Origin of the sequence: Brevibacillus reuszeri, from assembly GCF_002897295.1 — a bacterium.
Classification (GTDB): domain Bacteria; phylum Bacillota; class Bacilli; order Brevibacillales; family Brevibacillaceae; genus Brevibacillus; species Brevibacillus reuszeri_A.
This window is the reverse complement of the sequence record NZ_BEXF01000034.1, coordinates 38,437-49,889: the sequence shown is the minus strand read 5'-3', so window position 1 is coordinate 49,889 and position 11,453 is coordinate 38,437. Positions and strand designations below refer to the sequence as shown.

At 48.2% G+C, this 11,453-nt stretch carries 9 protein-coding genes and 1 pseudogene; 2 read left to right on the top strand and 8 right to left on the bottom strand.

Annotated elements, in window-relative coordinates:
• Nucleotides 1–168: 168 nt before the first annotated feature.
• Complete coding sequence (locus C3B52_RS31770) at nt 169–972, bottom strand: RDD family protein (RefSeq protein WP_235615920.1); 804 nt, start codon at nt 970–972, stop codon at nt 169–171.
• A 67-nt stretch (nt 973–1,039) separates the two neighbouring features.
• On the opposite strand from C3B52_RS31770, the gene C3B52_RS31765 reads away from it, so the two are divergent.
• Nucleotides 1,040–2,020 carry a stage II sporulation protein M gene (locus C3B52_RS31765; RefSeq protein WP_103110344.1) on the top strand — a complete coding sequence of 327 codons (981 nt, stop codon included), beginning with the start codon at nt 1,040–1,042 and terminating at the stop codon, nt 2,018–2,020.
• Here the strand turns inward: C3B52_RS31765 and C3B52_RS31760 are convergent.
• Genes C3B52_RS31760 through C3B52_RS31740 form a run of 5 tightly spaced genes read right to left on the bottom strand, consistent with a single transcriptional unit; the run spans nt 1,987 to nt 7,021 of the window.
• Complete coding sequence (locus tag C3B52_RS31760; RefSeq protein ID WP_103110343.1) at nt 1,987–3,357, bottom strand: DUF58 domain-containing protein; 1,371 nt, start codon at nt 3,355–3,357, stop codon at nt 1,987–1,989. The two genes, C3B52_RS31765 and C3B52_RS31760, sit on opposite strands and share 34 nt — an antisense overlap.
• Nucleotides 3,308–4,228, bottom strand: a complete 921-nt coding sequence (locus C3B52_RS31755; protein WP_103110342.1) for an AAA family ATPase — start codon at nt 4,226–4,228, stop codon at nt 3,308–3,310. Before C3B52_RS31755 ends, C3B52_RS31760 begins: the two co-directional genes overlap by 50 nt.
• 7 nt (nt 4,229–4,235) lie before the next feature.
• The gene (locus tag C3B52_RS31750) at nt 4,236–5,363 is read right to left on the bottom strand and encodes a DUF4350 domain-containing protein (protein WP_103110341.1); all 1,128 of its coding nucleotides are present in this window, start codon (nt 5,361–5,363) and stop codon (nt 4,236–4,238) included.
• Nucleotides 5,356–5,982 carry a DUF4129 domain-containing protein gene (locus C3B52_RS31745; protein WP_103110340.1) on the bottom strand — a complete coding sequence of 209 codons (627 nt, stop codon included), beginning with the start codon at nt 5,980–5,982 and terminating at the stop codon, nt 5,356–5,358. The genes C3B52_RS31750 and C3B52_RS31745 overlap by 8 nt, the downstream gene beginning before the upstream one ends.
• A complete protein-coding gene (locus C3B52_RS31740; protein ID WP_201264971.1) occupies nt 5,975–7,021 on the bottom strand; it encodes an ABC transporter ATP-binding protein in 1,047 nt (348 codons plus the stop codon). The genes C3B52_RS31745 and C3B52_RS31740 overlap by 8 nt, the downstream gene beginning before the upstream one ends.
• Nucleotides 7,022–7,206: 185 nt before the next feature.
• Between C3B52_RS31740 and C3B52_RS31735 the strand changes: the two genes are divergently transcribed.
• Complete coding sequence (locus C3B52_RS31735; RefSeq protein ID WP_103110339.1) at nt 7,207–7,800, top strand: hypothetical protein; 594 nt, start codon at nt 7,207–7,209, stop codon at nt 7,798–7,800.
• 256 nt (nt 7,801–8,056) lie between these two features.
• Here C3B52_RS31735 and C3B52_RS31730 read toward each other — a convergent pair whose 3' ends face one another.
• Nucleotides 8,057–9,208 carry a glycosyltransferase family 4 protein gene (locus C3B52_RS31730; protein ID WP_103110338.1) on the bottom strand — a complete coding sequence of 384 codons (1,152 nt, stop codon included), beginning with the start codon at nt 9,206–9,208 and terminating at the stop codon, nt 8,057–8,059.
• A gap of 930 nt (nt 9,209–10,138) precedes the next feature.
• Nucleotides 10,139–11,306: pseudogene (locus tag C3B52_RS31725) on the bottom strand (CotS family spore coat protein); the annotation flags it as partial.
• Between the last annotated feature and the right edge of the window lie 147 nt (nt 11,307–11,453).

Below are 11,453 nucleotides of genomic sequence, written 5' to 3'. Positions count from 1 at the left end.
GAGGTTTGCCGCCAACTTCCTTCAGATTCCACCTCACGGTGGACACCCTTGTCTTAGGCTAATGGTTACTACTGCCTTCACCATTCGGGACTTTAACCCTAGAGATAACGCCCATGCTGGGCGCACATGTAAAAAACCGCCTAACTACGGCGGTTTTCGTGGCAAGGCTTATTTTCCTAATTTCCATTCATCACGTAATTGGTTATAAAGTCCCTGCAAAAATAAGAGCGGATTCTCTCTTACCATCGCCACTTCCTCCATGCCCAGCTTTTTGGACAATGTAGCAGCGATTTGCTGCCCCAGCTCTTGCTTTTTATCTTTGGAGAGGGAAGAAAGTCTGGAAATGAAGGTCGAGAGCAGCTGCCAGTCCTCCCGAGTAATCGCTTGCTTCTGTACCTCACTAAGGGATAACGGTTCCATGCTCACTTGTTCTTGCAGCTTTTTCATTCTTCTTTTTTGAAAGAACGATGGGGTCTGTCCGCTTTCCATGACGACAATCGTTCCTGCTACCAAGTCCCCGATACGCTTATCCCTTGAATGAAAAAAGGAAACGATCGCCCCTAGAAAATAGCCCGTGGGCAGCATATCTACGATACGAAACAAATTGCGAATCGCCGAGGACAAAAATGTAATGGGTTGACCATTGTCACGAATAACACGAATCCCCAGCCATCTTTTCCCGACCGTCTGTCCTCCCCAGAAAGCTTCTAAAAACAAGTAGTAGCCAAAATTGAGCACGAAAACAAAGAATATGGCGATGGCGATTGCATAATTTTCCGTTTCGAGGAAAAAAAGATCATTTTTCCCAAAGAAAACTATACTGAACAAAATAAATACAGTAAGATTAACCAAGAGCAGCAGTACCGTGTCGATGAGAAGTGCTGCAGCGCGACTGCCTACACCAGCCGTCTGAAATCGCAGCATAACATGCTCTGGTGTAACGACAGAAGCTTCTCTCGTACTTTGATTCATCGGTGTCCAATCATTCATCCCTTTTTCCTTCACCCTCTCGTTCCCTGTCTATAAAGGAGGAATTTTCTTGGATATAACGTCTTTCTGGCACAAACACAAAACCTCATGGGCCAAATTGGAGCAGCTCGTCGAGCGTTTTGACCGTCACCCTCGCAAAATTGAGGCAAGTGACATCGATCAGCTGACCGTTTTGTACAAAAAGGCCTCTGCCCATCTGGCCTATATTCGTACCTATCATCCGTCTAACGAAATTACGCTCTACCTGAACCAGCTCGTTTCGCGAGCGCATAACATCGCCTACAAGCAGCATTCGGGCAGCCTTCAGCAGCTGACCCATTTTTTCGGGAGCCATTTGATGCGGTTGATTGACAAACGATTAAGCTTTATCGGGATGGCTACCCTCTTGTTTATCATTGGCGGCATCTCCGGCTTTGCCGCAGTCATGGTTGATCCGCTAAATCTGTACTACGTACTGCCACAAGGGATGGCTGAGCAAATCGATCCCTCGCGTCTGGGGGAAGGTCATACTTCCATTAATAGCCCCGTCATCTCTACGATGATCATGACGAATAACATGAAGGTCGCGATGCTTGCTTTTGTCAGCGGCATAACTCTTGGGATATTCCCGATATATTTACTGCTTTTCAACGGGCTGTTGGTTGGCGCCCTTGCAGCCGTGTACTATCAAGCTGGCAGCAGCTATGCTTTCTGGGCCTACATTTTGCCGCATGGCGTCATAGAATTGACTGCTATTTTTATCGCTGGCGGTGCTGGACTGCACATGGGCTATCGCTTGCTTGTTCCCGGTCGCTTTGCCCGAAAATATCAATTTTTAGAGGCGGCAAAAGAATCAGCACAGTTATTGCTAGCCACACTTCCCCTGTTTGTCATCGCTGGCATCATCGAGGGTTATATCACACCGTCTTCCCTCTCGCTTGAGGTAAAATACGCTGTTGCTTTGCTAACGTTGCTGATTCTGATCGGCTGGTATTTAATCGCACGGAAGCGGCAAACCTACAGCGCTTCTCTCGATTTGATTTCTAAATAAGTATTCACCACTGTCAATGTCATCTGATCGGCCGGAACGTCCAGTACCTGGATCCCCGCGCCGGTCATTTTTTGTTGAAAGGCTCTGCGATCTAGCTGGAAGCGCTGAGCTACTGATTTGACGAACGCCAATCGGCTGTTTGCTGATTCTATGTGACTCCAGCCGTGCAAGAGAGGATCAGCCAGTGAAAGCAGCAAAAGCAGATGAGTACGTCGCATCCTCCACAAGTAGCTGCCAAGCTGATCCTCTACCAGATAGTTTTCCATATCGGAGAAAAGGACGATCAGGCTCCTTCTTTTCTGCTGACGATGCAAAAATTCTAAGGCCTTGGCTGGATCCGCCTCAACGAAGTCGCTTTTTAGATCATACGTCGCAGAAACGAGCGTGTGCAGGTGGCGAAGTCCTTTTCCAGGTGGTATATACGCCTTGATCTCATGAGAGTAGGCGAGGAGTCCAACCTGATCACCTTGGCGAAGCGCTACGGCAGCCACTGTTAATGCGGCTTCGATTGAAATGTCCAGCCTCGTCTTGTTATCCAGCTCTACTCCCATCAGCCTGCCGCAATCAATCACGATCATAATCACTTTACCATGCTCAGGACGATACTGATTCGTCATGAGCTTTCGCGAGCGTGCGGACGCAGACCAGTTGATGAAGCGCGGATCATCATCGGGAACGTACTCGCGAATCGCATGAAATTCCGACCCTGATTTCGCCTTGCGCATGATCTTTTTGCCATCAACAATCAAACTCTCCTGCATAGATGCCAAATATCCGCGAACTGCCGACAAATCAGGAAACACCTTGAGAGATTGTTCACATGAAAAACGACTCTGTCTGTACCAAAGTCCTATTTTTCCATGCCAGCGCAAGTAGAGCCAGCGAAAGGAATACTCGCCTCTTTCGCTAGCACGAGTGGTGTACGCGATCCTTGTCTGCCCCGTGTCCAGCTTCCCTGCAATCGGCGCTGTTCCCTCAAAGGAGAGCGGCAAATCATCCACTAGCAAATACGCAACCGACTGTCCACTGTGATTATCCAGCTCGATTTGTATGGAAAACCTTTGGCCAAGGTCGATCTGCTCGGGCAAAATGCGCTTTATGGCCAAATCACTTCGTTTGCTCAAGGTAACCCAGTCAATCACGCTGGCAAGTAAAATCAAGCCATTGTACAACCAAAACATCGTGTAGCCTACGTCCAGCCAAAACCCAGTCGCTGCAAGCGGGGTTCCGAGCAAAACCAAAATAATGAGTCGCTTTGTCGGCAGAACGAAGCGATCAGCCAGTACTTCAGCGAGGAACTGGAATAGCCGCCAACGTCTCGTCGATGATGTGGTCACTTGTGCCCCCCTCCAATTCTACCTGCGGTGAAAGAATAAGACGGTGACGCAGTGCAGGGCGAGCTACCATTTTGACATCGTCAGGCGTCACATAAAGACGGTTGTCAAGCAGGGCCCATGCCTTGCTCGCCATGAGAACGGCTATCCCAGCCCGGGAGCTCGCTCCCAATTGCAATCGCTTCGTCTCTCTCGTGTTTCGAATCAAGGTTGTAATGTATTCCAGGATGGAGTCATCCACCACGACTTCCTGAAGCTTTTTCCGCTGTGCCAGGATTTCTTCGAGTGTGCATATTGGCTCGTCTGTGCTTGTATGCTTTTTCTCCCACGGTACGTGCTGCTTCAAGATTTGCTTTTCATGCTCATGACTCGGGTATTGCATCGTCAGCTTGAACAAAAAGCGATCAAGCTGTGCTTCTGGCAGGATGTACGTCCCCTCGTATTCAACAGGGTTCTGGGTAGCTACCACAAAAAATGGGTCAGGCAGTGCATAGGTAACTCCGTGAATCGTAACCTGTCCTTCCTCCATCGCTTCTAACAGTGCTGCTTGTGTCTTGGGAGGTGTCCGATTAATCTCATCCGCGAGCAGCAAATTGGCAAAAACGGGACCTTTTATTGTTTCAAATTGATTGGTTTGCATGTTGTAGACGACATGACCGATGATGTCAGACGGCATCATGTCAGGCGTGAATTGGACGCGCTTGCTTTCTCCGCCAATCAGCTTCGACAACGTCTTGACCATTTTCGTTTTCCCGATACCAGGGACACCCTCAAGTAATACGTGTCCGCCTGCAAGTAAGGCAGTGATCAGCAATCGAATATTTTGACGCTGACCTACCAGCTCTTTTTCCATTTGCAGCACTAATTGCTCCATCTTATGGTCACTCCTTCTCAAAACGCTTACTCATTTCGTCCAGCAATTGACTGTCCGCGAGCAGCATTTTCGTCGTATATCTCTCTCCAGCCTTTGCTTGCTCCAGCCGCTGCAGCAGATGAGACAATTTGTTTACGTCGGTCTCTTTCCATTTGGTATTCGCTATCCGTAGAATTTCAGAGCGGTCCGCCCGTTGATGCAAACCCCAGCGATCATGAATGAGCTGACGCAAATACGTCTCTCTATGTAGCAGTGCATCTCGTGCCAGGGCTCTTTGTTCATACCATCTAGCTATCGCGAGAAGCGTTTCATCTCCGCGGCGAACAGTCCACTCCCGCAGCGTATAGACGGGACCAAAGCGCTTGCCTTGCCACCACACATAAAGCAGCAGTGCAGCTGCCAGTTGGAGGCAGATCGCAATTAGCCAGCCAGGATAAATGGCCAGAAGTCCCGGTTTTTGCTGCAAGCCATGATGGTATTCGTCCACCCAAATAACAGACCACTCCCCATGTAGATAGGGCCAAATGGCTTCAAAATGAGACCATTTTTGAATTTGGGCATTAGTCATCCATTCAGGCACTAGAAAGAGAGTCATACTCCCCTCGCCAATTTGCGTTCGACCAGCTAAAATTCCTTGGTCGTCATACACCAGTGCCTCCATCGATTCATTTTCACTTAGTCTTACGAGTGATTTTGCCAGCCCGGAATAGCCCTCACCAAGCAGCGCTCCTCTGATGTTTCGTACTTTGGTGCTTTCATCTTCTATGTCCTGCGTAGAGAATGGAAAACTTCCCCATTCCTGCGGGCTTTTATCAAACAAAATCAGGTGATTCCCCTGCTCTACCCAGGTGCTGATTTCCTCAAGCTCACTTGGCTGCAGATTGCTTGGTGCCACGGACAAGAGAAGCTGTCCTTTCTTATTGGGCAAAAATCGCATCGGCTGACGCCATTCCTTGACGCTTTTCCCTTTTTCCTCAAGCAGCATCATGAGTGCTTTGGTTCCGTCTGGCTGAGCTGATACAGCCAAAAAAGGCGGGTAATTCGTTGCTGCCGGCTTGATCGCAAACCAGCCAACAATGATAAAGAGCGCAATCGCAACCACAATTCCCACGCGATAGGTTCGCAGGTTAGCCATGCTGTCCCTCCTCGCGGCAAAATACCTCAAGCTCCTTTAATCGCTCCCAAAACAGGGTTTCATCGATCACCGCTTGACCGTACCAAACTTGATCAAATGTTCTGGCGTGCCGTCTGAACAGCTCCTCTGCCCGCGGCTGATTCAATTGGAGCTCGTCAGCGTATTCCCAGTTGGTTTTCCACTTTTCGATTCGAATCCATGTTTTTGTCTGCATATAAACGAGCAGGGCCAAAAACAGTGACCGCTCTCCCTCGCGCCACTTTCCTTCTTTCCCCAGCTCTCTTGCTTCTCGTAAGTAATCCGTATATGCACGAATCTTTTCTCCATGCACAAATAAAGCCTGCTGACGCTTCTGCTCCCACACAATCCTTTTCATCAGCCAATAAATGACAAACACGAGCCCCAGTCCTGCCACAATAAGGAACGATGTGGAAATTGTACTGGAAGCACCTGCAGGTATTTCCGTCCATTCGAACAGTTTGGCGATCCATTCAATCAAATACCTGATTCCTTTTTGCAGCAGATTTTCACCCTCTGATTGATGGCGCGTGAATTCATCCTGGGACAAAATTTCTTGTAAGCGTTCTTTGTCCTGCACTAGCGACATGACCCTAATCATGTGGAGCTCCCGATTCGCTTGGTTGAGGTTGAGGTTGAGGCTGAGGCTGAGGTGTCACGCTATCCTCGGTTGCTTGTTTGCTAAGCATGAATTGTAAATCAGTTCCCTCTTTACGTACAACCAAATCAAAATACGCCAGCGCATACACTATCGACATCCACGGCATCAATAGGCAGGAGAGCAGAACAAGAACGAGCTGTGCAACGATTGACATCCCCATCGTTCCTGTAATCAATGCCTGCACACCGCCAGAGAAAATGGAGTACAGCAAGCTTAAGACAAGGAAAAGACCAAGCAATCTCCAAAAATTCCCTTTTGTCAAATTCCAGCTTTCCCCAATCCCAATCCCATTTCCTTCAAACAATACGACCGGCATATAAAAGCTCCAACGCAAGAGGAAATATCCCGGGACAAGGATCGAACCGATAATAAATGCAAAGTAGCCAAAGATGAACAGTAAGACCATAAATACCGGGTTCGAATCCTTGCCAGCTAACAAAAACGGGTCAAAAGCTCCACCAACGGCAAAGGCCAGCAAAAAGAAAAGCAGCATGCACAGCAAAAAGAACGCGATCATGACCCCGATGGCGATAAGTCCGTAAACCACCGTACTTCCTACCAATGGCCAGAACCGACTCAAAGCTTGCTTCATGGCGTCCTTTAGTTGCAATGGCTCCCCTTTTATAGCCCTTTGTGTCAATATCGTCGCTACAGAAAGAAGCTGCGGATAACCAACCAAGGTCATCAACGGAACAACCAGAACTAAATACGTCACAAGCAAAGCAATGTTGTCTGTCACCATTTCTTCTTGACCAATAAACCGATTACCGAGCGCTTCCCAAAAATCGGAACCATCTGAATCTTGCACAAGAAATGGCATGCTGCCTATATCGACCATCATAAATTGCTGCAGTAATAAAAAGGGGCCGAACCAAATTAAGGCCAACAGGAAAAAAGCAGAAAAGTGTTGCCTGTAAACTGAGAAACTGCGATCAAGCAGCTTTCCTACTCCCATGGGAGCAAGTGGTGATTGATTCATTGCGAAACCTCCATCATCCTTTTTGGGATTACCTGAATAGTATACACGATTTTCCTCTCCTTTTAAGAATTTCCTCTAAATATGCTAAAGATTTCCTGCCTTTTTTTCCGCTCTAGGGTATTTGTCCATAACTGCCCTTCTTTTTACTGAATATGATGAACCATGGACTAAAGGAGGTGTATACATTGAAAGCTGCGAGGAAAAAAAGAAGAAGGAATTGGACTGGAAAAAGACATGCACATCGCTTGCTTCGCGTCAATGTTCGTGCTCCCAACGTACGCGTCACTACTCCAGCACCTCACGTATCCGTCAATACACCGATTCCAACTGTTCAAGTAGAAGCTCCTACTGTCCAAATAGAAGCGCCAAAGCCCCTCATTATTCCGGCTCCCATTGTTCAGGTAGATGTTGAAAAGGAAGAGAGTGTAGAAGATGCAAGTCTGTGTGCGCTGCGCAAGGAATTACGCAAATGCAAGAGGGAAAATCAAACCGTTGAATTGATCTTGACTACGGACTTAGGACCAGAGGGACGCGATTATCGAAGAGGAACTTTGGTACGAGTTGATGAAGGGATGATTGAGCTGCATTCTTGTGGCTCTCTGCCAAACAATGGCCGAAGCATTTTGATTCCTCTGAATCGAATCGTGGCGATCATTCCGAATCTCCAGCTACCTGCCAAGGAAACCGCACCTGAGCAGCCAACAATAGGTGAAGCTGTCCCATTTTCCTTAGTGGAACGCACAGGCGAACGCCATAATCGCCATCTGGCATCAGGGTAGCTTTTGTTCAATTTCACATCGAAATCAATGATGCCAGATCAACTGTTGCGGCGGGGGGGGGGGGGGGGGGGGGGGGGGGGGGGGGGGGGGGGGAGCGGTATTGCTATGTCTCCCCCAGCCAGCTCTTCCACTTCTCATTTTTATGGACAGGCATCAGCTTCAATATCCACTCGATACAAAAAAATCAGGAAAAATGGGTTCTACGCCCACCTTCCTGATTTTTATTTGCTTTTTGTGGGCACTTGTCCCACATGCATTACCTTGACCGTCTGGATTCCCATACTTCAAGAACTTCACGTGCTACGCGTTCCCACGTAAAACGCTCCTCTGCCAATCGTCTTCCACTGCTTCCCATACTCCGCTGCAAGCCACGGCTGGCGAGTAATGTACCCAGCTGCGCTGAAAACGAAAGTGGATTTTCTGGCTCTTCTACGAGCAAGCCATTTCCGCCGATGATGACTTCTGCATTTCCACCACGTTTGGTTGTGACGAAAGGCAGCCCTGCCGCCATCGCTTCGTAGTGGACACGTGCCAACGGCTCCTCCCATTGCGACGGACAAACAAAGATATCGCCAGCCCAAAACCAATGGTGGATATCCTCTGCTGCAACAAAACCGGTTGTAATGACCGGTATCGGAGACCGATCCGCCAATGAGCGTACATAAGCAACATAGTCACTGACTTTATCTACCCCGTACCATGAGCCCCCAACCAATACAAGCGCAATATTGGAGTGCTGACGATGCAGATCGTTCATCGCCCTCACCAAAATATCCGCGCCTTTTTTCGGCGTAAGTCTACCAACAAACAGGATGACCTGCTTGTTTCCAAGATTGTGCAGCGTTCGCAGCTCTTGTCTGATTTGGCGTGCAGCCTGAGATTTCTCCCAAGGGACAAACGTTTGCAAATCCACTCCAGAGTAGATGGTACGCAGCTTTCCTGCAGATTCTGGATAGAGAGAGCCGATTACTCGCCCTACGTAATCACTGATCGTAATAATCGTTTCCGTTTCGGCAATTGTCTTTACAGCAGTTTCTGGATCAATTTTTGCCAGATCAAACATATCATTGTGCATACTCAGCATAATCCGAGCATTCGGACATACCTCTCGAATCATTGGCACCAAGCGTGGTCGATTGAAAACATGAATCACATCATACGTATTCGCTTGCAAAAATTTGATCACTTCTTCGGCATAGGATTCAAATATCCCCATACCATTTACCCGTGCATAACGGACATTGCCAATCTGCTCATCCAGAGGTAAGGAAGGACCTGTTGTCCCTAGTACCGTCAAATTGTGACGTTGCCCTAGAAAATCTGCTATTCCAGCAATATAGGTTTGGATCGCACCCCCTCGTACGGGAGGCACGGGCAACTTTTCCGTGCATATCATAACTACTTTCATCGAAATTCTCCTTTCCTCATACGGCTTATTACCTGCCTCTAGCCACTTTCAATCCTTTTTGGGCACGTGGCTTTTGCGCCCGTGCATTTGCCATTTTCCGGCTGGGAGCAGCCACTTTTGAATAGGCGAGTGCTTTTGAGACTGGTGCACGCTGAGTCTTTGCAGGAGAAACGGCCCGCTTTGCTGAGCTTGCAGACTTCTTGCGGTATTGACTGAGTTTCGCCACTCCTTGTTTTCCAGCCTTCGCTTTGCGTAGTGGCTCAGAAGCACTTTTTACCTGTGCAGCTTTTGCTTGAACAGCCTTTGTCTTGGGTTTACCGACTGGCTTTAGTGCATTAGTAGCGGAGGATACCTTTTTCTTCGCAGATTGCTTGGCACTTGTATCTGATTTTTTGCCAACATCTTTTTTGGTCTTCGCATTTTTCACGTTGCGCTTTGCCAAGTGTGGTGTTAGATCAATGACTTTGGATGTAGTAGACGGTTTCGCCGAAGGCTGTTTGAGTGTCGCTGCTGGCGCAGTTTCCATATCGTCCTGTGACTGGACTTTCGCTTCGGCAGCCACTTGCTCTCTTTCGACTCCGGCAGTCCGTTTGTTTCGTGAACGCCCTCTTGTCGTTGCTTTCGATTGCTTGGCTGTGACTGCTTGCACTTGTTCTTCGATCGCAGCAACCTGGTCGGCGGTACTCACTTCTTCTACACTTCCAGCAGAGGTCTTCTCGCTCTTCGTTTTCTTGCTGCTAGTTTTCGATTTCTTTTCACCTTGTTTTTCCTTCTTGCCTGATGTCACTTTGCTATCTTTACTTGCAGATTTTTTCTTGCTGACTTTGATCGTGGTCTTGGTTTTCGTATCTTTTTGCGCGGCTGGAGTCTCAACAGCAGTCGTATCGCTTTGCTCTTGGGGCTGCAGAACCCAGCTCTGCTGATCCCAGGCGACATCCGATGCCTTGCTTTGAGGCTCACGCACAGCCAGCAATTCCTCGTAGTTTCCGGACGAATATTTCTCTATGTCTTTTGCGAGCTCTGCCAGTGCCTGACTCTTGGTTTGGTCTGTAGCCAGTACACGCTGCAAGATCGACTCTGCCTCTGTATTCAAGAAAGTAACCGGGTCGAAGAACATTTCTTTTAAATGCTTATAAAACTCATTTGGCATCGCCATGTCGATCAACAAAACTTCAAATGACTCTTTGTCCAGAGGATTTGCTTTATGATAGGCCTCGATCATGCCCCTCATCCAGCTTACATCCCAAGTCCCCATATCATCCATCGTACTTGTGATGAGCTTGCGTAGGTCCCGGAACGGCAAATCGTACGAAACGCCATCCAGGTCGATTACCCATAGACCACCTGGACCATTTTGTCCGTTTGACCATCCGTAATCCTGGTGAACGAGTCCCCAATGCGGCTCGCCCATGGAAACCATTTTCGGATAAGCTGATGCTTTTAACCGTTCCAATGCTTCCTTTGCCTGTTGTTCGTACTGATCGACCACCGCTAAGATGGACTAACTTGCGACTGTTTCCGGATAGGCTTTCGCCATTTCGCGCATCCAGCCTATTTTCTTTGCAATTTTTTGATAGTAGTTCGGCCAGCGATATAGTCGAGAAGAGTTTTTCGCACCGAGTGGTGGTACGTAGCCTTTGGTATGACGGTGAAACTCACCGAGTCCAAAGCAGAGCTCTTGTGCACCGACCAAATCTACCTTGTTCGCGGGTTGCAGTGGAATCCAGTCAGTAACAATCCACAGCTTTCCACCCATTTCTACAAACAGCTTTCCATCTTTTGCTGGAATAAGGGCTGCCACCCTTGCTCCTTGCTTGACGACATAATCTTGTAATCCTACACTGTATAAGCTGCGTTCTGGCGTACGATGCAAGACTTTCAAGCTGCGAGGACCCTTGTCTGTCTCAATGCGCCAAATAGCCCCACCCTTATCAGGCTTTGATGTGATCAGAGTCCGACTATGAACGGTCATATCGTATTGCTGGCTGACCAAATCCGCCAGTTGGTCTACTTCTGGAGGCACTTGCATATCCCAGTCGACAGGAGTTGCTTGGGTTCCATCCCGGGTATCCCATGGCTTAATCATGTACTGTTCCATACCATTCCCCCCGTATTCCCTTTTCTAAAAGCACGGTTCATTCTTAATAAGCTATTCGCTGTATTTTGAACCCGAAACGGACAAATATCTAAGTATTCCATTCACCAGTAAATTCCATTTCCCATACAAAAAAAGCCTTGACCCGCT

Bases quoted from the DNA above. Each gene is read 5' to 3' on its own strand.
- C3B52_RS31770 (WP_235615920.1), bottom strand. From the start codon at position 972: ATGAATCAAAGTACGAGAGAAGCTTCTGTCGTTACACCAGAGCATGTT.
- C3B52_RS31750 (WP_103110341.1), bottom strand. From the start codon at position 5,363: ATGGCTAACCTGCGAACCTATCGCGTGGGAATTGTGGTTGCGATTGCG.
- C3B52_RS31755 (WP_103110342.1), bottom strand. From the start codon at position 4,228: ATGGAGCAATTAGTGCTGCAAATGGAAAAAGAGCTGGTAGGTCAGCGT.
- C3B52_RS31730 (WP_103110338.1), bottom strand. From the start codon at position 9,208: ATGAAAGTAGTTATGATATGCACGGAAAAGTTGCCCGTGCCTCCCGTA.
- C3B52_RS31745 (WP_103110340.1), bottom strand. From the start codon at position 5,982: ATGATTAGGGTCATGTCGCTAGTGCAGGACAAAGAACGCTTACAAGAA.
- C3B52_RS31740 (WP_201264971.1), bottom strand. From the start codon at position 7,021: ATGAATCAATCACCACTTGCTCCCATGGGAGTAGGAAAGCTGCTTGAT.